This is a genomic window from Micromonospora sp. NPDC049230 (genome assembly GCF_040647875.1).
Taxonomy (GTDB): Bacteria; Actinomycetota; Actinomycetes; order Mycobacteriales; family Micromonosporaceae; genus Micromonospora.
In genome coordinates this window covers 61,634-82,395 of the sequence record NZ_JBEZCZ010000029.1, presented here as the reverse complement: position 1 = coordinate 82,395, position 20,762 = coordinate 61,634, and the positions used below count along the sequence as shown (strand labels likewise).

The 20,762-nt window shown below is 73.2% G+C and carries 18 protein-coding genes; 8 read left to right on the top strand and 10 right to left on the bottom strand.

Annotated features, from left to right (window positions below):
* Positions 1-34: 34 nt before the first annotated feature.
* Both AB0A95_RS23170 and AB0A95_RS23165 read right to left on the bottom strand, forming a co-directional pair.
* Complete coding sequence (locus AB0A95_RS23170; protein WP_357557802.1) at positions 35-1,504, bottom strand: NAD(P)H-hydrate dehydratase; 1,470 nt, start codon at positions 1,502-1,504, stop codon at positions 35-37.
* Between the two features lie 54 nt (positions 1,505-1,558).
* Complete coding sequence (locus AB0A95_RS23165; protein WP_357078810.1) at positions 1,559-1,927, bottom strand: holo-ACP synthase; 369 nt, start codon at positions 1,925-1,927, stop codon at positions 1,559-1,561.
* A gap of 174 nt (positions 1,928-2,101) precedes the next feature.
* Between AB0A95_RS23165 and AB0A95_RS23160 the strand changes: the two genes are divergently transcribed.
* Positions 2,102-2,398, top strand: coding sequence for a hypothetical protein (locus AB0A95_RS23160; protein ID WP_357557801.1), 297 nt, complete (start codon positions 2,102-2,104; stop codon positions 2,396-2,398).
* Positions 2,395-4,002, top strand: coding sequence for an alpha/beta hydrolase (locus AB0A95_RS23155; RefSeq protein ID WP_357557800.1), 1,608 nt, complete (start codon positions 2,395-2,397; stop codon positions 4,000-4,002). The genes AB0A95_RS23160 and AB0A95_RS23155 overlap by 4 nt, the downstream gene beginning before the upstream one ends.
* 4 nt (positions 4,003-4,006) lie before the next feature.
* Here AB0A95_RS23155 and glmS read toward each other — a convergent pair whose 3' ends face one another.
* Positions 4,007-5,920 carry a glutamine--fructose-6-phosphate transaminase (isomerizing) gene (gene glmS / locus AB0A95_RS23150; protein WP_357557799.1) on the bottom strand — a complete coding sequence of 638 codons (1,914 nt, stop codon included), beginning with the start codon at positions 5,918-5,920 and terminating at the stop codon, positions 4,007-4,009.
* Positions 5,921-6,259: 339 nt separating this feature from the next.
* On the opposite strand from glmS, the gene AB0A95_RS23145 reads away from it, so the two are divergent.
* Entirely contained in the window at positions 6,260-7,453 is a 1,194-nt protein-coding gene (locus tag AB0A95_RS23145) for a pyridoxal phosphate-dependent aminotransferase (RefSeq protein WP_357078798.1), read from the top strand.
* A gap of 65 nt (positions 7,454-7,518) precedes the next feature.
* Here the strand turns inward: AB0A95_RS23145 and glmM are convergent, their stop codons facing one another.
* From glmM to AB0A95_RS23110, 7 genes are all read right to left on the bottom strand, one after another.
* Positions 7,519-8,874 carry a phosphoglucosamine mutase gene (glmM, locus tag AB0A95_RS23140; RefSeq protein WP_357557798.1) on the bottom strand — a complete coding sequence of 452 codons (1,356 nt, stop codon included), beginning with the start codon at positions 8,872-8,874 and terminating at the stop codon, positions 7,519-7,521.
* A gap of 118 nt (positions 8,875-8,992) precedes the next feature.
* On the bottom strand, positions 8,993-9,478 hold the full coding sequence (gene rpsI, locus AB0A95_RS23135; protein WP_357557797.1) for a 30S ribosomal protein S9: 486 nt from the start codon (positions 9,476-9,478) through the stop codon (positions 8,993-8,995).
* 20 nt (positions 9,479-9,498) lie between these two features.
* Positions 9,499-9,942 (bottom strand): 50S ribosomal protein L13, encoded by a 444-nt coding sequence (gene rplM, locus AB0A95_RS23130; protein ID WP_053653864.1) that lies wholly within the window; start codon positions 9,940-9,942, stop codon positions 9,499-9,501.
* Between the two features lie 209 nt (positions 9,943-10,151).
* Positions 10,152-11,531 (bottom strand): nitrate/nitrite transporter, encoded by a 1,380-nt coding sequence (locus AB0A95_RS23125; RefSeq protein WP_357557796.1) that lies wholly within the window; start codon positions 11,529-11,531, stop codon positions 10,152-10,154.
* A gap of 141 nt (positions 11,532-11,672) precedes the next feature.
* Complete coding sequence (locus tag AB0A95_RS23120; protein WP_354823974.1) at positions 11,673-11,966, bottom strand: hypothetical protein; 294 nt, start codon at positions 11,964-11,966, stop codon at positions 11,673-11,675.
* Positions 11,956-12,213, bottom strand: a complete 258-nt coding sequence (locus AB0A95_RS23115; RefSeq protein WP_088950199.1) for a DUF6364 family protein — start codon at positions 12,211-12,213, stop codon at positions 11,956-11,958. Before AB0A95_RS23115 ends, AB0A95_RS23120 begins: the two co-directional genes overlap by 11 nt.
* 88 nt (positions 12,214-12,301) lie before the next feature.
* Positions 12,302-12,997: a methyltransferase domain-containing protein gene (locus AB0A95_RS23110; RefSeq protein WP_357557795.1), complete on the bottom strand. Its 696-nt coding sequence runs from the start codon at positions 12,995-12,997 to the stop codon at positions 12,302-12,304.
* Between the two features lie 217 nt (positions 12,998-13,214).
* Between AB0A95_RS23110 and AB0A95_RS23105 the strand changes: the two genes are divergently transcribed.
* The 5 genes from AB0A95_RS23105 to AB0A95_RS23085 are packed head-to-tail and all read left to right on the top strand — an operon-like array spanning position 13,215 to position 20,752.
* A complete protein-coding gene (locus AB0A95_RS23105) occupies positions 13,215-15,350 on the top strand; it encodes a molybdopterin oxidoreductase family protein (protein WP_357557794.1) in 2,136 nt (711 codons plus the stop codon).
* A complete protein-coding gene (locus AB0A95_RS23100; RefSeq protein WP_357557793.1) occupies positions 15,347-16,786 on the top strand; it encodes an FAD-dependent oxidoreductase in 1,440 nt (479 codons plus the stop codon). The genes AB0A95_RS23105 and AB0A95_RS23100 overlap by 4 nt, the downstream gene beginning before the upstream one ends.
* On the top strand, positions 16,783-19,320 hold the full coding sequence (nirB, locus tag AB0A95_RS23095; protein WP_357557792.1) for a nitrite reductase large subunit NirB: 2,538 nt from the start codon (positions 16,783-16,785) through the stop codon (positions 19,318-19,320). The genes AB0A95_RS23100 and nirB overlap by 4 nt, the downstream gene beginning before the upstream one ends.
* A complete protein-coding gene (nirD, locus tag AB0A95_RS23090) occupies positions 19,317-19,664 on the top strand; it encodes a nitrite reductase small subunit NirD (RefSeq protein ID WP_357557791.1) in 348 nt (115 codons plus the stop codon). The genes nirB and nirD overlap by 4 nt, the downstream gene beginning before the upstream one ends.
* Complete coding sequence (locus AB0A95_RS23085; RefSeq protein ID WP_357557790.1) at positions 19,664-20,752, top strand: uroporphyrinogen-III synthase; 1,089 nt, start codon at positions 19,664-19,666, stop codon at positions 20,750-20,752. Before nirD ends, AB0A95_RS23085 begins: the two co-directional genes overlap by 1 nt.
* The last annotated feature ends 10 nt before the right edge of the window (positions 20,753-20,762 follow it).

Below are 20,762 nucleotides of genomic sequence, written 5' to 3'. Positions count from 1 at the left end.
GGCCCCGGACGCCGGCCCGACCGGAACGGCCCGATCAGCCCAGCCGGGCGACAACCGGGCGAAGCGCGGTCACCACGTCGGGCGCGGTCACCGGCCCACCCCGGGCCGCCTCCCGACCGGCGAGCCCGTGCAGGTACGCGGCCGAGGCCGCGGCCCGATCGGCGGGCACCCCGGCCGCCAGCAGCGACCCGAGCAGCCCGGCCAGCACGTCGCCGGTGCCCCCGGTGGCAAGTGCCGGGGAGCCGGTCGGGTTGACGTACGCCCGACCGTCCGGCGTGCCGATCACCGTGCGGTCACCCTTGAGCAGCACCACCGCGTTCATCCAGGCGGCCAGCCGCAGCGCGGCGGCGACCCGGTCGGCGCCGGGCTCCTCACCGCAGAGCCGGGTGAACTCACGATCGTGCGGGGTGACAACGATCGGCGCGTCCCGACCGCGCAGCCGGTCGGCGAGCGAGCCGTCCACCAGCAGGGTCAACGCGTCGGCGTCGAGCACCACCGGCACCGGGGCGGCCAGCACGGCGCGCAGCTCGGCCGCCGCCTCCGCGCCGGTGCCCAGCCCGGAGCCGCAGACCCAGGCCTGCACCCGACCCGCGTCGGCGACCCGCGCACTGGCGATCACCGACGGGTGCTGGTGCAGCACCTCGGCGCGGGCACCGCCGGCGTAGCGAACCAGGCCGGTCGGCCCGGCCAGGGCGCCGCCCACGGAGAGCACCGCCGCACCCGGGTAGGTCGCCGAGCCGGTCGCGACCCCCACCACGCCCCGCGTGTACTTCTCCGACGCCGGGCCCAGCTTCGGCCACCAGTCGACCAGGTCGGACCACTCGGTGACCAGCAGCGCCGGGGTGCCCCGCAACCACTGCCGCAACCCGATGTCGACAAGCTCCACCTGCCCGGCCAGGGCGGCGGCCGGCCCGACCACCAGGGCGGGCTTCAGCGCGCCGAACGCCACAGTCACGTCGGCGTGGACCGCGGCCGGCCGGCCGGACTGGGCCAGCGGCACGTGGCCGGTGTCCACCGCGACGCCGCTCGGCACGTCCACCGCCAGCACCGTGGCGCGGTTGCCGTCGCGCCCGCGCAGCTCACCGAGCCGCTGGACCACTTCGTCCGCGGCCGCCCGCAGCCCACCGGCGCCCCCGATGCCGACGATGCCGTCGAGAACCAGGTCGACCGGGCCGCCGGGCTGCTCCACCGGTCGACCGCCGGCGGCCCGCAGCGCGGCCAGCCCCGCCGCGTGGGCACGCCCGGGAGTCAGGAGCAGCGCGGACACGTCGACACCCCGGCGGGCCAGTCGCTCCCCGGCGTACAACGCGTCGCCGCCGTTGTCGCCCGAGCCGACAAGCAGCAACACCCGGCCGCCGTAGACCCCGCCGCGCTCGGCGAGCAGCAGCGCGGCCCTGCGGGCCAGCCCGGCGGCGGCCCGCTGCATCAGCGTCCCCTCCGGCAGCGTGCCCATCAGCCCCGCCTCGGCCGCCCGTACGTCGGCCACCCGCCACACCGATCTCATGCCACAGTGTCCCCATCCGCTCACGGGTGGCCCGACTGGCCCGCCCGGTCGACGTCACCGTTCCGCGACCACCATCGCCGACGCGATCCCCCCGTCGTGCGACAACGAGAGGTGCCAGTGGTTGACTCCGCGCGCCTCGGCCGCCGCCGCCACGGTGCCGGCGACAGCCAGCCACGGACGGCCGTCCGGGTCGGCCATGATCTCGCAGTCGTGCCAGCTCAGCCCGGCCGGAGCGCCGAGTGCCTTGGCCACGGCCTCCTTGGCGGCGAACCGCGCGGCGAGCGACTCCGGTGGGCGCGGGCTGCCGGAGCGGGTGTGCCGCTCGGCGGTGGTGAAGAGTCGGTCGGCGAGCAGCGGCGTCCGTGCCAGGGCCCCGGCGAACCGGTCGACCAGGACGACGTCGATGCCGACAGCGACGATCACCACACCACCCTACCGGCGGCCGGGGCCGCAGATTAGCCGTCGGGCTCGCGGTGGGCAACGCCTGTGGACAAGCCGGGGTACGGCCCACCGCCCGTCGTCCACAGGGCACCGCCGGGGCCGCCGAGCCCGCCTAGCGTCAGCGCGTCGATGCCGATCGCGCACGGGGGTGTGGTCATGACCGAAGAGCTGTTCGCCGTCCGGCCGGAGGAGCTGCGGGCGGTCGCCGGCACGCTCGACGACGAGGCACACCGGCTGGCGTTGGGCCTCGCGCGGGTGCCCGGGCTGCTGGTGGCCGCGCCGGAGTGGCGAGCCGGCGCGGCCCTGGCCGGGCTGGAGGCGGCCGGGCACGCCTGGTTCTGCCGCCTGGGTGCCCAGGTCGCGGCGGCCTCCGGTGGGGTCCGGGCGGCGGCCGAGGCGTACGAGTCGGTGGACGACCGGGCCGCCGACCGGTTCGCCGCGCTGCCCCGGTGAGCGGCGTCGGCTACCGGCAACTGTGGGCGGCCGATCCGGGTGGCTGGCGGTCCGCCGGGGCCGCGTGGTCCGGCCTGACCGGGCCGGTCGACCGACGGGTTGGCGAGTTGGGTGGGGCCGGCACACGCCTGCGGGGCGGGTGGTCCGGTGCGGCGGCCACGGCGGCGGACGCCCGGCTCGCCGGTCTGCGTGACGAGCTGACCTCGATCGTGCCCGCACTGATCGAGGTCGACCAGGTGCTGGCCGAGTTGGCCGGCCGACTGACTGTCGCGAAGGCGCGGCTCGCCGAGGCGGTCGCCCTGGCCGACGCGGGCGGGCTGGTGGTGGACCGGTCGGGCGGGGTGCACGTCGATCCCGCCCGGGTCCGGCCCACCGAGCGGGTCGGCGTGGCGGCGGCTCGGCTCGCGGCGGCTCTGCGTGACGCGCTCGACCGGGCCGGGGCGGCAGACCGGGTCGCCGCCGACCGACTGGACGAGCTGGCCCAGGCCGCCGCGTCCGGCTGGGCGTCCCCGCCGCCACCGGGTCGGCCGGCGGCAGGTGCCGCACCGGCACTGGTCCGCGCCTGGTGGTCCGGGTTGACGCCGACGCAGCGCCGGTGGCTGATCGGGCACGAGAGCGCTCTTGTCGGCCGGTTGGACGGGGTGCCGGTGGCCGCCCGGGACCAGGCCAACCGGTTGCGGCTCGGGGTCTGGCGCGCGGAGTTGCTGGCGGAGCGGCGACGGTTGCTGACCTCGGTGCCGCCGGGGCCGCTCGCGGCGGTCCGCCTGCACGGGGTGGCCGGGCGGCTGGCCGGCCTGGACGCGTTGGCCGGGTGGCTGACGGCAGGGGGCGAGCCGCGGGCGTACCTGCTGGGGTTGGATCCGGCCGGTGAGGGCCGGGCGGTGCTGGCGCTCGGCGACCCGGACCACGCCGACCGGGTGCTGACCTACGTGCCGGGGTCGACCGCCGGTCTCAACGACGCTCCCGGTCAGCTGGGCAGGGCGGCGCGCGTGCTGGACCGGTGCGTCGCGCTCGCGCCGGGTGAGCGCAGCGCGGCGGTGCTCTGGTTGGACTACGACGCTCCGGATTTCCTTACCGAGGCCGCCTCGGCACGCCAGGCCCGCGACGCCGGCCCGGCGCTGCACCGCTTTCAGGAGGGGCTGCGGGTCAGCCACGAGGGGCCGCCGGCCCGGCAGACAGTGCTCGGGCACAGCTACGGGTCACTTGTGGTCGGGACGACCGCCCGGGAGCACGGGCTGGCCGCCGACGCGCTGGTCTTCGTCGGCTCGCCCGGGGTCGGCGCGTCGCACGCCGCCGAGCTGGGCGTGCCACCCGGGGAGGTCTGGGCGGGCAAGGCCCCCGACGACGTGATCCGCAAGGCCCGCCCGGTGGACGAGCTGGGCCTGCGCACCCCGCTCAGCGCGGCGCAACTGGCCGCCGTGCTGGGCTGGCCCGACCGGGTCGCGCACGAGCTGTGGTTCGGTCACGACCCGTCGGATCCGGGGTTCGGCGGTCGGGTCCTCCCCAGCGGGCGAGGCGGGCACAGCGGCTACTGGGACCCGGGCAATCCCGCGCTGGACGGGATGGCCCGGGTCGTGTTGGGCCAGGTGGTGTCGGGTGGCTGAGGGTCTACTCGACGGTGACCGACTTGGCCAGGTTGCGGGGCTGGTCCACGTCGTGCCCACGGGCGGCGGCGATCTCGGCGGCGAGCACCTGCAACGGCACAGTGGTGACGAGCGGGGCCAGCAGGGTCGGCGTACGCGGCACGTAGATCAGGTGGTCGGCGTACCGGACGACCGCCTCGTCGCCCTCCTCCGCGATCACGATCGTCCGCGCGCCGCGCGCCCGGACCTCCTGGATGTTGGAGACGACCTTGTCGTGCAGCATGCCCCGGCCCACCGGCGAGGGCACCACGCAGATCACCGGAGTGCCCTTGTCGATCAGGGCGATCGGGCCGTGCTTCAGCTCGCCGGCGGCGAAGCCCTCGGCGTGCATGTACGCCAGCTCCTTGAGCTTCAGCGCGCCCTCCAGGGCCACCGGGTAGCCGACGTGCCGGCCGATGAACAGCACTGTTGGCTCGGACTTCAACTCCCGGGCCAGCTCACGGACGGGCTCGATCCGGTCGAGCAGCTCCCGCAGCTTGCCCGGGATCTCCTGCAACTGCGCGACGACAGCGCCCACCTCGTCGGCGAACTTGATCCCGCGCACCTGGGCCAGGTGCAGGCCGATCAGATAGCAGGCGACGACCTGGGTGAGGAACGCCTTGGTCGACGCGACGGCGATCTCCGGCCCGCCGTGGGTGTAGAGCACGGCGTCCGACTCGCGGGGGATGGTCGAGCCGTTGGTGTTGCAGATCGCCAGCACCCGCGCCTTCTGGTCCTTGGCGTGGCGCAGCGCCATCAGGGTGTCCATCGTCTCGCCGGACTGCGAGATCACCACGATCAGCGTGGACCGGTCGAGCACCGGATCGCGGTAGCGGAACTCGCTGGCCAGCTCCACCTCGCAGGGGATCCGCGTCCAGTGCTCGATGGCGTACTTGGCGACCATGCCGGCGTGGTATGCCGTGCCGCAGGCCACGATGAAGATCTTGTCGACGTCGCGCAGATCCTGGTCGCTGAGGCGGACCTCGTCCAGGGCGATCTCACCGGACTCGGTGAGCCGGCCGAGCAGTGTGTCGGCGATGGCCTGCGGCTGCTCGTCGATCTCCTTGAGCATGAACCAGTCGTAGCCGCCCTTCTCGGCCGACGAGGAGTCCCAGTCGATGTGGAAGTCCTTGCCGGCGGCGGGCTGACCGTCGAAGTCGGTGATCTCGATGCTGTCGCCGGTGATCAGCACGATCTGGTCCTGGCCCAGCTCCACCGCTTCCCGGGTGTGCTCGATGAACGCGGCCACATCGCTGGCCAGGTAGTTCTCCCCCTCGCCCCGGCCGACCACGAGTGGTGAGTTGCGCCGGGCCCCGACGACCGCGCCGGGCACTGAGGCGTCGACGGCGAGCAGGGTGAAGGCGCCTTCCAGTCGCTGGCAGACCACGCGCATGCCGGCGGCGAGCAACTGCGGGCCGTCCGGTTGGCCGGCGGCGCGCAGGTCGGCCAGCGCGGCGGCGAGCAGGTGCGCGGCGCACTCGGTGTCGGTGTCGCTGGTGAACTGGACGCCGTCGGCCTCCAGCTCGCCACGGAGCTTGGCGAAGTTCTCGATGATGCCGTTGTGGATCACCGCGACCCGTCCGTCGCCGGCGACGTGCGGGTGGGCGTTGCGGTCGGTCGGCCCGCCGTGGGTGGCCCACCGGGTGTGCCCGATGCCGGTGGTGCCGTCACCGATGCCGATCGGGCTGGCCGCGCAGGAGGTCGGGTCGGCGGCGGCCCGCTCGGACAGCAGCTTCTCCAGGTTGGCCAGCTTGCCGGCCTTCTTCTCGGTCAGCAGCTGGTCGTCGCAGACGATGGCGACGCCCGCCGAGTCGTAGCCGCGGTATTCCAGCCGCCGCAGCCCGTCGAGCACGATCCCCAGTGCGGGGCGTGCGCCCGCGTATCCCACGATTCCACACATGGCACGCAGCCTAACCCAGTTTCACTCATCATGGGTGCTCGAAAGTCGGGTTATCAATCACGTAATCTGAGCGATCGGGGCTTCGGCGGGTCACCACGGGACGAGCTTCCCGGCCCCCTTCACGGCCAGCCGCGCCAGCCGCGCCAGCCACGCGGGCCACGCCGGCCACGCGGGCCACGCCGGCCACGCGGGCCACGCCGGCCGCGGTTGATCGACACGGGTTCCTTGATATCGCGGTGTCGGAGTGCCCCGGACACCCCCGTTTCACGAATGCCGAGTCGATCAAGCACGGCCGGTGGGGCTGGGCCTCGCACGGGTGGTGGCCGTAGGCTGGCGCAGGTGACGAGCACCGATGTCGACCCGCTGGTGGCCCGGATGCGGCCGTTCGGTACGACGATCTTCGCCGAGATGTCCGCGCTCGCCACGCGGACCGGCGCGGTCAACCTCGGCCAGGGCTTCCCCGACACCGACGGCCCACCGGAGATGCTTGCCGCCGCCGTCGAGGCGCTGCGCGGCGGGCAGAACCAGTACCCGCCCGGCCCGGGGATCCCCGCCCTACGCGCGGCCGTCGCGGCCCATCAACTGCGGTTCCACGACCTGTCGTACGACCCGGACGGCGAGATCGTCATCACCGCCGGCGCGACGGAGGCGGTCGCGGCGAGCATCCTCGCCCTCTGCGAACCGGGCGACGAGGTGGTCTGCTTCGAGCCGTACTACGACTCGTACGCCGCCTCGATCGCACTGGCCGGCGCGGTCCGGCGGCCGGTGACCCTGCGCCCCACGGCCGATGGCCGGTACGCCTTCGACCCGGCGGCGCTCCGCGCGGCGTTCGGGCCACGGACCCGGCTGGTGCTGCTCAACTCACCGCACAACCCGACCGGCAAGGTCTTCACCCCGGCGGAGCTGGCGCTGGTCGCCGAGCTGTGCCAGGAGCACGACACCTACGCGGTCACCGACGAGGTGTACGAGCACCTGGTCTTCACCGACGCGGCGAACCCGCACGTGCCGCTGGCCACCCTGCCCGGGATGCGGGAGCGGACGCTGCGCATCTCGTCGGCGGGCAAGACGTTCTCCTGCACGGGCTGGAAGATCGGCTGGGCGAGCGGCCCGGCGGCGCTGGTCTCGGCGGCGCTGCGGGTGAAGCAGTTCCTCACCTACGTCAACGCGGCCCCGCTGCAACCGGCGGTCGCCGTGGCGCTGGCCCTGCCGGACGACTACTACACAGGCTTCCGGGACAGCCTCCAACAGCGGCGTGACCAGCTCGTCGGTGGTCTCACCGACGCCGGGTTCGAGGTGCTCGACTCGGAGGGGACGTACTTCGTCACCGCCGACATCACCGCCCTGGGCGGCCGGGACGGGGTGGAGTTCTGCCGTTCGCTGCCGGAGCGCTGTGGCGTGGTGGCCGTGCCGACGCAGGTCTTCTACGACGACGTCGAGGCGGGCCGGCGACTTGTCCGCTTCGCCTTCTGCAAGCGCCCGGAGGTGCTGACCGAGGCGGTCAGCCGGCTGCGCGGGCTGCGCGAGCGCCACTGACCGGCGCGGTGCCGTCCGGCGCGGTCAGCCTGTCGCACGGGCCGGGCCGGTGCCGTCCGGCACGGTCACCCGGCCGGGCTGGCGGTGCGGACCAGTTCGGCGATGCGCTCGGCGATCTCGCTGGCGGTCTGTTCGGTGGCGGCCTCGACCATCACCCGGACCAGCGGCTCGGTGCCCGACGGGCGCAGCAGCACCCGGCCGGTCTCGCCCAGCTCGGCCTCGGCCCGCTCGACCTCGGCACGGACAGCGGGTGCGGCGGCGCCGACGGTCCGGTCGCCGACCGGCACGTTGATCAGCACCTGGGGCAGCTTGGTGACCACCGAGGCCAACTCGGCGAGCGACTGGCCGGTGGCGGCCATCCGGGCCATCAGGTGCAGGCCGGTGAGCACCCCGTCGCCGGTGGTGGCGTACGCGGGCATGACGATGTGGCCGCTCTGCTCCCCGCCGAGCGCCAGGCCGGAGGCGCGCAGGGCCTCCAGGACGTACCGGTCGCCGACCTTGGTCTCGATCAGCCGGATGCCCTGCGCGGACATGGCCAGTCGCAGGCCGAGGTTGCTCATCACCGTCGCGACCAGGGTGTCCTGGGTGAGGGTGCCGGCATCCCGCATGGCCAGCGCGAGGATCGCCATCACCTGGTCGCCGTCGACCTCGTCGCCGTCGGCGCTGACCGCCACGATCCGGTCGGCGTCACCGTCGTGGGCGATGCCCAGGTGGGCGCCGTGCTGGACCACTGCCTCGCGCAGCGCCTCGATGTGGTTGGAGCCGCACTCGTCGTTGATGTTCAGGCCGTTCGGCTCGGCGTGGATCGCCACGACCTCCGCGCCGGCTTCCCGGTAGGCGACCGGGGCGACCTCGGCGGCGGCGCCGTTGGCACAGTCGACCACGACCTTGATCCCGTCCAGCCGGTGCGGCACGGCGCCGACCAGGTGCTGGACGTAGTGGTCGGCACCGTCGAGCAGGTCGTGCACCCGGCCGATGCCGGCACCGGTCGGCCGGTCCCAGGCGGTGGTGGCGTTGGCCTCCACCGCGGCCTCGATCTTCATCTCGATCTCGTCGGGCAACTTGTGCCCGCCGGCGGCGAAGAGCTTGATGCCGTTGTCCGGCATCGGGTTGTGCGACGCGGAGAGCACCACGCCGAGGTCGGCCTTGGCTTCGGCGGTGAGGAACGCCACCGCGGGGGTGGGCAGCACGCCGACCCGCACCACGTTGGCACCGGCGCTGGTCAGGCCGGCGACCACGGCGGCCTCCAGCATCTCGCCACTGGCCCGGGTGTCGCGGCCCACGACGGCCAGCGGCGGATGGCTGCGGTCCGTCTCGGCGAGCGTGTGCGCGGCGGCCACCGCGAGCGCCAGCGCCAACTCCGGGGTGAGATCCGCGTTTGCCCGCCCGCGTACGCCGTCCGTGCCGAACAACCGACCCATACCCGCCAACCTCCGTGGTGCGCTGCCGAAGTGGAGAAAGCGAAACGGCCGGCTGCCTCCCCCGAGTCGGGGGGAGGCGAACCGGCCGTCCGTCAGAAGTACAACGCGCTGGAAAAGATCAGCGCTTCGAGTACTGGGGAGCCTTACGGGCCTTCTTGAGGCCGTACTTCTTGCTCTCCTTGACCCGGGCGTCCCGGGTGAGGAAGCCGGCCTTCTTCAGGGCCGGACGGTCATCGGGCTCGTTGACGATCAGCGCGCGGGCGATGCCCAGCCGCAGCGCACCGGCCTGGCCGGTGGTGCCGCCGCCCCGCAGGTTGGCGATGATGTCGAACTGCTCGAGCTTCTCGGCGGTGACCAGCGGGTCCTTGATGAGCTGCTGGTGCACCTTGCTCGGGAAGTACGCCTCGAGGTCCTGGCCGTTGCAGGTGATCTTGCCGGTGCCCGGGACGATACGGACCCGGACGATGGCCTCCTTGCGGCGGCCCACGGTCTGGATCGGCCGGTCACCACGAGGCGCGCGGGCGACTGGCGCGGGCGCCTCGGTGGCCTCAGGGGCCTCAGGGGCTTCCTGGGCAACCTCGGTCTCGGTGGTGATGTCGGTCATGCTGCTTCCTTCGCCCGCGCTCACTGCGCGATCTGCTTGATCTCGAACGGCACCGGCTGCTGCGCGAGGTGCGGGTGCTCGGCACCGGCGTACACCTTCAGCTTCTTGATCAGCTGACGGCCGAGCTTGTTGTGCGGGAGCATCCCCTTCACAGCCAGCTCGATGGCCCGCTCGGGGCGCTTGGTCAGCAGCTCGTCGTAGCCGATCTGCTTCAGACCACCCGGGTAACCGGAGTGGCGGTAAGCAACCTTGGTCTGGCGCTTGTTGCCGGTCAACGCAACCTTGCCCGCGTTCACGATGACGACAAAGTCGCCCGTGTCGACGTGCGGCGCGAAAGTCGGCTTGTGCTTACCACGCAGCAACGTGGCGGCGTGGGTGGCCAGGCGGCCCAGCACGACATCAGAGGCGTCGATGACGTGCCACTGACGCTCGATCTCACCCGGCTTCGGGCTGTACGTACGCACAGGTCTACCTTGTCTCGTCGTCGGTCTGGGGTCGCGCGCCGAGGTGACCAGATCTTGCAGGCCGGACCAGCGCGCACGAACGACCAAGCGTACCTGATAGGGCACGCCTCTGGATGTCGTACAACAGCAGGCAACGATACCCGGCGCGGTGTCCGCAGGTCAAAACGGGGGTGCGGTGCCGCCCGGCGACCCGCCGACCGTGGCCCAGCTCACACGGCGAGCCGGTCGGCACCCGGACGACGGTAGACGACCCAGGTGACCGCGAAGCACAGCGCGTACCAGCCGATGAAGGCCACGTAGGCGGCGTCGGCGTTGCCGGAGCCGAGGAACGACTGGCGGAACGCGATGTTGACGAGCACCCCACCGGAGGCGCCGATCGCACCCGCGATGCCGATCAACGCGCTGGTCATCCGCCGCGCCCAACGAGCGGCATCCTCCGGATCGCGCCGGCCGTCGGCCACCGACTCCGCCGCCCGGGCCCGGAAGATCGCCGGGATCATCTTGTAGGTGGAGCCGTTGCCGATGCCGGAGAAGACGAAGAGGGCGAGGAACCCGGCCAGGTAGAGCCCGAAGGACTGCTCCCGGGCCGCGTACAGGACGGTGCCCGCGCCGGCGGCCATCGCCACGAAGTTCCAGAAGGTCACCTGGGAGCCGCCCAGCCGGTCGGCGAGGTGCCCGCCCAGCGGCCGGATCAGCGAGCCGATCAGCGGACCGAGGAAGGTCAGCCAGGCGGCGTCGACCGGGGTGGGGAACCGCTCGGCGAACTGGAGCTGGAGCACCTGACCGAAGGCGAACCCGAACCCGATGAACGAGCCGAAGGTGCCGATGTAGAGCAGCGACATGACCCAGGTGTGCGGGTCGCGGGCCGCCTCGCGCAGCGCGCCCGGCTCGTTGCGCGCCCCGGGCACGGTGTCCAACCAGCGGGTCGCGGCCAGCGCGGCCAGCACGATCAGCGGCAGGTAGACCGCCGGGACCAACCGGGGGTACGCGGCGCCGGCGGTGGCGAGGACCGCCAGCCCGACCAACTGCACGGCGGGTACGCCGAGATTGCCACCCCCGGCGTTGAGCCCGAGGGCCCGACCCTTGAGCCGCTGGGGGTAGAACAGGTTGATGTTCGCCATCGAGGAGGCGAAGTTGCCGCCGCCGACGCCGGTGAGGCAGGCGAGCACCATCAGGGTGGTGTAGGACACCCCGGGCTCCAGCAACACCGTCATCGGCACCGTGGGCACCAGCAGCAACAGGGCGCTGATGGTCGTCCAACGCCGTCCGCCGAAACGGGCCACCGCCAGCGTGTAGGGCAGCCGCAGCACCGCCCCCAGTGCCGCCGGGACGGCGGTGAGCAGGAACTTCCCGGCCGGGTCGATGCCGTACGCGGGGCCGAGGAAGAGCACTGTCACCGACCAGAGGCTCCACACCGAGAAGCCGACGTGCTCGGCGAAGATCGAGACCCAGAGGTTGCGCCGGGCGATCGACGCGCCAGTGGTCTGCCAGAACTCGGGGTCCTCGGGACGCCAGTCGTCGAGCCGCCGCCCGCGCGCGGTGGCGGCCGGTGGCGCGGCGGTGACTGCGGTGCTGGTGAGCGTGCTCACGGCGGCTCCTTCTCGTCGATGTGACGAGGAGAAACGCTAGGAACGCCTGATTACCTGGCAGTGCCCGTCCTGGGTCGGCCCGGAAACGGGGACCGCACCACGGGCCGGTGGCGATCGTGAGCGTGGGCCGCCCGGGCCCGGTCAGAGCTGTTGGAGGATGCGCAGCGCGCGGCCGACCCGGAGCATGGTGTCGGTGTCGGCGACGTCCACGCAGTCGGTGAACCACTTCTTCATCGGCGAGGAGATGCGGTCGGGCATCACCACGTACCGGCCCATCGCCACGGCGAGCGGCGAGTCGCGCAGCAGCGACTCCTCGACCACCTCGACGACGATCACGATGGGCACGTCTGTGGAGTTGTAGACGTCCGAGCTGATCACGAGGCCGAGGCGTTCCCGGGCGCCCTCGATGCGCCAGACCTCTCCCCTACGCAGCACGCGGTCGTCCGCCGGAGAGCAGGTCGTTGACCATGCCCACCTCGCGGGCGTCGGCGAGAGCGGCGGACTCCAGGTCCAGACCGGCGCGACCCACGGCGGCGGCGTGCGCGGTGAAGACCTCGCGCAGCGCCTTCTCGCGGGCGGCCTGGTCCATCCAGGCGGAGAGCGACAGCCCCTCACGCTTGGCGAACCGCCGCGCCTCCTCGATCGTCTCGTCGGTAAACGACAGAGTCACCTTGGCAGTCATGCCGCTGAGACTACCCAGCGGTATGACTGCCAGTCATCCCCACGCTCACGGACTCGGCCACCGGTGTCCAAACGCCCATTTCGGCAGCTCACTGGGCCCGGCCACCGAACACCGCGAAGCGCCACTCCTTGAAGTAACAGTCGACGTCGACCAGACCGGCCTCGGCGAGCCACCGGCACTGGTCGGTGACGGTCGCCGGCAGGTCGTGCCGCATCCGCCCCCGGGAACCGGCGATCTCCTCGGGGGACGCGCCAAGCTCGGCGATGCGCTCCATCCACACCTCGTCGTAGCGCCGTTCCAGCTCCGGGGTCGGCCCGGCGACCTGCTCGGCGTTGACGAACACCCCGCCCGGCGCCAGCGCGGCGGCGGCCCGCCGGTAGAGCGCCTGCTTGCCGGCGTCGTCCAGGTGGTGGATCGCCAGCGCGCTGACCACCGCGTCGTACCGGCCCGGCGGCAGCTCGCCGGACAGGTCGGCCAGCACGGACCGGTGCGGCACGTCCCGGTCGCGCAGTTGCTCGGTGGCGCGCGCGAGCATCGCCGGCGCTCCGTCCACAAGGGTCAGCCGAACTCCGGGCACCGCCGCGGCAAGCAGCAGCGACAGCAGGCCGGTGCCGGCGCCCAGATCCAACACCTCCGGGGTACGCCCGGCGGCGAGCGCGGCGCGCAGCGGTGGGGCGGCCACCTGGACCGCGGTGCCGTAGAAGGCGTCGAAGCAGGGGATCAGTCGCCGACGCTCCTCGTCGTAGGTGCCGGCCACGGCGTCGAAGACGTCCACCACACTCATTACCGCCTCCTAGATATTGGGACAGATTTCCCACATTATAGGCAGCAGGCAGTGCGGAGCGCTACTGCGCAGCAGCTGGGCCGCCGCGCCGACCGCCGACGCGACGACGCCACCTACCGTCCACGCCCACTGCCCCCGTGCGGTGTGAGCCCCACTTGACAGGACCGAAACAGAAGGGACCCGGACTGGAAACCGCCTGGCGGCACGCTTTGCCGACATGACAGACGGTGCACGTTCGGCAACTCGATCGGGGTCCGCACCCCGGCAGGTGGCGACGCACTGTCCGTACTGCGCGCTTCAGTGCGGGATGGTGCTACGCGAGGACGACAACGGGGTGACGGTCCACCCCCGTCAGTTCCCCACCAATCGCGGCGGGCTCTGCCAGAAGGGCTGGACCTCCGCCGAGTTGCTCGACCACCCGGAGCGGCTGACCACCCCCCTGGTGCGCGACCCCGCCAGCGGTGCGCTGCGCCCGGCAAGCTGGGACGTCGCCCTCGACCGGGTCGTGGCGGGCATCCGCGCCGTCCAGGACTCGGCCGGACGGGACGCGGTCGCCGTCTTCGGCGGCGGCGGCCTGACCAACGAGAAGGCGTACGCGTTGGGGAAGTTCGCCCGGATCGGGCTCCGCACCCGGCACATCGACTACAACGGACGGTTCTGCATGTCCTCGGCGGCAGCCGCCGGGATGCGCGCCTTCGGCATCGACCGAGGGCTGCCGTTCCCGCTCTCCGACCTGGGCCGGGCCGACACGCTGCTGCTGGTCGGCGCCAACCCGGCGGAGACCATGCCGCCGCTGGTGCGCTGGCTCACCGAGCAGCGCGGCAACGGGGGGCAACTGATCGTCGTCGACCCCCGGGTCACCGCCACCGCCCGCCAGGCCGACCTGCACCTGCAACCCCTGCCCGGCACCGATCTCGCGGTGGCCAACGCGCTGCTGCACATCGCGCTCACCGAGGGTTGGGTCGACCGGGAGTACGTGGCCGAACGCACCTCCGGGTTCGAGGCGGTCCGCCGCAGCGTCGCCGCCTGGTGGCCGGCCCGCGCGGAACAACTCACCGGAGTGCCGGTGGCCGACCTGGAGGCGACCGCCCGCGCGTTGGGCACCGGCGGTCGAGTGATCATCCTGACCGCCCGTGGTGCCGAGCAGCACGCCAAGGGCGTGGACACGGTCAGCGCGTACGTCAATCTCGCCCTCGCCCTGGGTCTGCCCGGCCGCGACGGTTCGGGGTACGGCTGCCTCACCGGCCAGGGCAACGGTCAGGGTGGGCGGGAGCACGGGCAGAAGGCCGACCAACTCCCCGGCTACCGGAAGATCGACGACCCGGTGGCCCGCGAGCACGTGGCGGGCGTCTGGGGGGTGCCGGCCGACGAGTTGCCCGGCCCGGGTGTGCCGGCCTACCAACTCCTCGACTCGCTCGGCACACCGGCGGGTCCCCGGGCGTTGCTGGTGTTCGGCTCGAACCCGGTGATCTCCGCCCCGCGAGCGGCACGGATCGAGGGCCGGCTGCGCGACCTCGACCTGCTGGTCGTCGCCGACCTGTTGCTCTCCGAAACGGCCGCGCTCGCGGACGTGGTGCTGCCCACCGCGCAGTGGGCCGAGGAGGACGGCACAATGACCAACCTGGAAGGTCGGGTGCTGCGCCGGCGCGCGCTCCGCCCGCCCCCGCCGGACGTCCGGACCGACCTGGCCATCATCTCCGACCTCGCGACCCGACTGGCGACCGCCGAGGCAACGGACACCGACGTCGCGGCGGCGCGGTTCCCGGCCGACCCGGCCGTCGTCTTCGCCGAGTTGCGCCGCGCCTCGGCCGGCGGGGCCGCCGACTACGCCGGCATCAACTGGGCCCGGATCGACGCCGACGACGGCGTCTACTGGCCCTGCCCGACCGAGGACGGGCCGGACACGCCACGGCTCTTCGCCGACCGGTTCGCCACCCCGGACGGCCGAGCCCGGTTCCACCCCGTCGACCACCGGCCCGCGGCCGAGGAGGTCAGCGCGGCGTACCCACTGCACTTCACCACCGGCCGTGTGTTGGCGCAGTACCAGTCCGGCACCCAGACCCGCCGGGTGGCCGCGCTGCGCCGCGCCGCCGGTGAGGCATTCGTCGAGCTGCACCCCGACCTGGCCGCCCGGCTGGGCGTCGACGACGGAGACCCGGTGCGGGTCACCTCGCGCCGAGGAGAGTTGTGCGCACCGGCCCGACTCAGCGCCGGGATCCGACCGGACACGGTGTTCGCCCCGTTCCACTACGCGGGGGCCGGGCGAGCCAACTCGGTGACGAACGACGCGGTCGACCCGATCTCCGGGATGCCCGAGTTCAAGATCTGCGCGGTCCGGGTGGAGAAGGCATGACCGCCCGGGTGGTGATCGTCGGCAACGGGATGGCGGGTGCCCGCCTCGCCGGAGAGCTGCACGCCCGGGAGGGCGACCGGAAGGTCACAGTGCTCGGGGCGGAGCCGCACCGGGCGTACAACCGGATCATGCTCTCCACCCTGCTGGCCGGCCGGGTCGACGAGCCGGACGTGGAGCTGACCGAGGCCGCCGGGCACGGCATCGACCTGCGCACCGGCGTGCCGGTGACCACTGTCGACAGGGCCGCCCGGGAGGTCCACACCGCCGACGGCGAACGCATCGGCTACGACCACCTGGTGCTGGCCACCGGGGCGCGGGCGGTGGTGCCGCCACTGCCCGGCCTCGACCCGGCCAACCTGCCGGAGCGGGTGGTGCCGTTCCGGACCCTGGACGACTGCCGACGGATCCTCGCCGCGGCGGACGGCGCGCGCAGCGCGCTGGTGCTCGGCGGCGGCCTGCTCGGGTTGGAGGCCGCCCGCGGCCTGGCCACCCGCGGGTTGACCACGACAGTGGTGCACCCCCGTGGGCACCTGATGGAACGGCAGCTCGACCCGGCGGCCGGTGCGGTGCTCGCCGGCACGCTCGCCGGTCTCGGCGTCGACATCCACCTGGCGGTGCCGGCGATCGGCGTGGCCGCGGACGCCACTGGCGTACGCCTCGACCTGGCCGACGGTCGGACGCTGCACGCCGACCTGCTGGTGCTCTCCTGCGGCGTCCGCCCGGACACCGCCCTGGCGCAGGCGGCCGGGCTGAGCGTCGGCCGTGGCGTGCTCGTGGACGACCGGCTGCGCACCAGCGACCGCTCCATCTCGGCGATCGGCGACTGCGCCGAGCACGACGGCGTGCTCACCGGGCTTGTCGCACCCGCCTGGGCCCAGGCCCGGGTGCTCGCCGACGTGCTCACCGGGACGGACCCGCTGGCCCGCTACCGACCCCGGCCGGTGGTGACCCGGCTCAAGGCCGCCGGGATCGATCTCGCGTCGATGGGTGACGCGGTGGGCGGCGGGCCGGGTGAGGAGCTGACCTTCGCCGACCCGAGCCGGGGCACGTACGCCCGGTTGCGGATCCACGACGAGCGGCTGGTCGGCGCGATCCTGCTCGGCGACAACCCGGCCGTCGGCACGGTGATCCAACTCTTCGACCGCGGCCACCCGGTGCCGACCGACCGGCGGGCACTCCTGCTGGGCCGGGCACTCGGCACTGTTGGCGCGACACCGGCCGCGTCTCCGGCACTGATGCCGGACGGGGCCACGGTCTGTCAGTGCAACTCGGTGAGCAAGGGCGCTCTGGTGCGCAGTTGGCGCTCCGGGGCCCGAACTGTCGACGCGGTGGTGGCCGCGACCCGGGCCGGCACCGGATGCGGCGGTTGCCGCGACGCGGTGGGCGGCATCGTCGACTGGCTCAGCCAAGCGGAATCGGTGGAGGTGACGCGATGAACGACGGCGAACTGGTCGTCATCGGCAACGGCATGGTCGGGCAGCGTTTCGTCGACGCGCTGCGCGCCCGCGACCCGCACGGGCGCTGGCGGGTGACAGTGCTGGCCGAGGAGGGGCGTCCGGCGTACGACCGGGTGCGACTCTCGGCGTACTTCGACGGGGTGAGCGAGGACGAGCTCAACGTGCACACCCCGCACGAGGGGGTGCGGCTGCGCCTCGGTGAGCCGGTCACCGCCCTCGACCGGGAGCGGCGGGTGGTGACCACCGCCGTGGGCGAGTACCACTACGACGCGCTGGTGCTGGCCACCGGGTCGTACCCGTTCGTGCCGCCGGTGCCCGGGGCCGACCTGCCCGGGGTCTTCGTCTACCGGACCCTTGACGATTTGGCGGCGATCCGGGAGTACGCGCGGGGCCGGCGGGTCGGCGCGGTGATCGGCGGTGGGCTGCTCGGTCTGGAGGCGGCGAACGCCCTGCGGCTGCTCGGTCTGAGCACCGACGTGGTCGAGTTCGCGCCCCGGTTGATGCCCGTGCAGGTGGACCAGGCCGGCGGTGCGATGCTCCGCCGCTACGTCGACGACCTGGGCGTGCGAACCCATCTCGGAGTGGCCACCACGGCGATCCGGCCCGGCCCGGACGGCGCGGTCGCCGCCCTGGAACTCTCCGACGGCAGCGCGGTCGAGGCCGAGTTGGTGGTGGTGGCCGCCGGTATCCGGCCACGCGACGAGCTGGCCCGGACGTCCGGTCTGCCGGTGGGTCCGCGCGGTGGGGTGCTCGTCGACGAGACGTGCCGCAGCGCCGACGAGCGGATCTGGGCGGTCGGTGAGTGCGCGGCTGTCGACGGCACCTGCCACGGCCTGGTCGCGCCGGGGTACGCGACGGCCGAGGTGGTGGCCGACCGGCTGGTCGGTGGGGCGGCGACCTTCCCGGGCGCGGACACCGCCACCAAGCTCAAGCTGCTCGGCGTCGACGTGGCCTCGTTCGGTGACGCCCACGGCACGACCCCGGGCTGCCTGGACGTCACGTTCACCGACCCGGCCACCCGGGTCTACGCGAAGCTGGTCCTCTCCGACGACGCGCACACACTGCTCGGTGGGGTGCTGGTCGGCGACGCCAGCGCGTACCCGACGCTGCGGGCCAGCGTGGGCGGCCCGCTGCCGGCGGCTCCACTGGCGTTGCTCGCCCCCGACGGCGGTGGAGCGGACGCCGGCGCGTTGCCCGCCACCGCCCAGGTCTGCTCCTGCAACGCGGTGACCCGTGGCGACGTGGACGCCGCCATCGCCGACGGTTGCGCCGACGTGCCGGCGTTGAAGGCGTGCACCAGGGCCGGCACCAGTTGCGGCTCCTGCGTGCCGATGCTCAAGCAACTGCTGGACGCGGCCGGGGTGGTGCAGTCCAGTGCGCTCTGCGAGCACTTCGACGTCAGCCGGCGGGAGCTGTTCGAGATCGTCCGCGTACGCGGCATCCGCACCTTCTCCCAGCTCATCGCCGAGCACGGGCGGGGACGCGGCTGCGACATCTGCAAGCCGGTGGTGGCGTCGATCCTGGCGTCACTGGGCAGCGGGCACGTGCTCGACGGTGAGCAGGCGTCGTTGCAGGACACCAACGACCACTTCCTGGCCAACCTGCAACGCGACGGCAGCTACTCGGTGGTGCCCCGGATCCCGGGCGGCGAGATCACCCCGGAGAAGCTGATCGTCATCGGCGAGGTCGCCCGGGACTTCCAGCTCTACACGAAGATCACCGGCGGGCAGCGGATCGACCTGTTCGGTGCCCGGGTGGAACAGTTGCCGCAGATCTGGCGACGCCTGGTGGACGCCGGTTTCGAGTCCGGCCACGCGTACGGCAAGGCGCTGCGCACCGTGAAGTCCTGCGTGGGCGAGACCTGGTGCCGCTACGGCGTACAGGACTCGGTGGGGCTGGCCATCGCGTTGGAGCTGCGCTATCGGGGGCTGCGCGCCCCACACAAGCTCAAGTCCGCCGTCTCCGGTTGCGCCCGCGAGTGCGCCGAGGCACGCAGCAAGGACTTCGGCATCATCGCCACCGAGACCGGCTGGAATCTCTACGTCGGTGGCAACGGCGGCTTCCGGCCCCGGCACGCCGACCTGTTCGCCACTGATTTGTCGACAGAAACCCTGATCACGCTGATCGACAGGTTCCTGATCTACTACATCCGCACCGCCGACCGGCTGCAACGCACCGCCGGCTGGATCGAGGCGATGGACGGCGGCCTGGACCACCTGCGCGCCGTGATCGTGGACGACTCGCTGGGGCTCTGCGCCGAGCTGGACGCGGCGATGGCCCGGCACGTGGCGACGTACTCCGACGAGTGGCGCGACGTGCTCGACGACCCGGATCGGCTGCGCCGCTACACCTCCTTCGTCAACGCTCCCGACGTGCCCGACCCGTCGATCACCTTCGGCCGGGAACGCGGCCAGCCGGTGCCCGTACGCGACCACTCCCCGACCGGATCCGAGCCGACCGACGGGCACCGTCGGCAACCGGTCACCCTCGGCCTACCGGAGGTACGGCGATGACCCAGACCATCACGCTGACCTGGACCCCCGTCTGTCTCCTCGACCGGTTGGACCCGGACCGGGGCGTCGCCGCCCTGGTCGACGGGGTGCAGGTCGCCCTCTTCCGGACCGCGGACGGGCTGTTCGCTATCGACAACCGCGACCCGGTCTCCGGGGCGTACGTGCTGTCCCGGGGCATCGTCGGCAGCCGTGGCGGGGTGCCGACGGTCGCCTCACCGCTGCACAAGCAGGTGTACGACCTGCGCGGCGGGGACTGTCTCGACCTGCCGGGGGTGACGGTGCGGCGGCACGACGTGCGCTGCCGCGACGGGCTGGTCGAGGTGCGGCTGCGACAGGAGGGTTGATGCGCGAAGAACTGGCGGGCTTCACCATCGGGGTGACCGCCGACCGGCGGCGCGACGAGTTGGCGGCGCTGCTCGAACGGCGGGGTGCGCGGGTGGTGCTCGCTCCGGCATTGCGGATCGTGCCGCTGTCCGACGACACGGAGCTGCGCGAGGCGACCCGCGCCTGCCTCGACCAACCGCCGGACATCCTGATGGCCAACACCGGCATCGGCATGCGCGGCTGGCTGGAGGCGGCCGAGGGCTGGGGGCTGGCGGAGCCGCTGCGTTCGGTGCTGACCAACTCGTACGTGGTGGCCCGCGGCCCGAAGGCGCGCGGCGCGATTCGTGCGGCCGGACTGCACGACCAGTGGTCACCGGCCTCGGAGAGCTGCGACGAGGTCGTCGACCACCTGCGCCGACGCGGCGTGGCCGGGCAGGTGATCGCCATGCAGCTGCACGGTGAGCGGCAGCCCGACTGCACTCTCGCACTGGAGGCGGCCGGCGCCACGGTGATCGAGGTGCCGGTCTACCGGTGGGCCCCGCCGACCGACCCGGCGCCGCTGCACCGGTTGATCGACCTGATCACCGGCCGGTTGGTGGACGCGGTGACGTTCACCTCGGCGCCCGCGGTCGAGGCACTCCTGCGCGCGTCCGGGGACCGTACCGACGCGGTGTTGTCCGCGTTCCGCGGTGACGTCCTGGCCAGTTGCGTCGGCGCGGTGACCGCCGAGCCGTTGCTGCGCTACGGGGTGCCGGTGAGCGCGCCGGGCCGGGCCCGACTGGGGGCTCTGGTGCGGACCATCGTCGACGAGCTGCCCCGCCGGACCGTGACGTTCAAGGCCGGCGGTCACCTGCTCACGCTGCGCGGGCACGCCGCGGTGATCGACGGCGAGTTGCGGCCGCTCGCCCCCGCCCCGATGGCGGTGCTGCGGGCGCTGGCCCAGTCCCCCGGCCGGGTGCTGTCCCGCACGGCGCTGCTGCGGACGCTGCCCCGGGGCGCGGACGAGCATGCCGTGGAGATGGCGGTGGCCCGCCTCCGGGCTGGCCTGCGCGCGCCGCGCGTGGTGCAGACGATCGTCAAGCGCGGCTACCGGCTACGCGTCGACTAGGGCGTCACGG

Excerpts from the sequence above, each read along its gene's own strand:
- glmS (WP_357557799.1), bottom strand. The coding sequence starts at position 5,920 with ATGTGTGGAATCGTGGGATACGCGGGCGCACGCCCCGCACTGGGGATC.
- nirB (WP_357557792.1), top strand. The coding sequence starts at position 16,783 with ATGAACGACGGCGAACTGGTCGTCATCGGCAACGGCATGGTCGGGCAG.
- nirD (WP_357557791.1), top strand. The coding sequence starts at position 19,317 with ATGACCCAGACCATCACGCTGACCTGGACCCCCGTCTGTCTCCTCGAC.
- AB0A95_RS23110 (WP_357557795.1), bottom strand. The coding sequence starts at position 12,997 with ATGAGTGTGGTGGACGTCTTCGACGCCGTGGCCGGCACCTACGACGAG.
- rpsI (WP_357557797.1), bottom strand. The coding sequence starts at position 9,478 with ATGACCGACATCACCACCGAGACCGAGGTTGCCCAGGAAGCCCCTGAG.
- AB0A95_RS23105 (WP_357557794.1), top strand. The coding sequence starts at position 13,215 with ATGACAGACGGTGCACGTTCGGCAACTCGATCGGGGTCCGCACCCCGG.
- AB0A95_RS23160 (WP_357557801.1), top strand. The coding sequence starts at position 2,102 with ATGACCGAAGAGCTGTTCGCCGTCCGGCCGGAGGAGCTGCGGGCGGTC.
- AB0A95_RS23100 (WP_357557793.1), top strand. The coding sequence starts at position 15,347 with ATGACCGCCCGGGTGGTGATCGTCGGCAACGGGATGGCGGGTGCCCGC.
- AB0A95_RS23085 (WP_357557790.1), top strand. The coding sequence starts at position 19,664 with ATGCGCGAAGAACTGGCGGGCTTCACCATCGGGGTGACCGCCGACCGG.
- AB0A95_RS23170 (WP_357557802.1), bottom strand. The coding sequence starts at position 1,504 with ATGAGATCGGTGTGGCGGGTGGCCGACGTACGGGCGGCCGAGGCGGGG.
- AB0A95_RS23115 (WP_088950199.1), bottom strand. The coding sequence starts at position 12,213 with ATGACTGCCAAGGTGACTCTGTCGTTTACCGACGAGACGATCGAGGAG.
- glmM (WP_357557798.1), bottom strand. The coding sequence starts at position 8,874 with ATGGGTCGGTTGTTCGGCACGGACGGCGTACGCGGGCGGGCAAACGCG.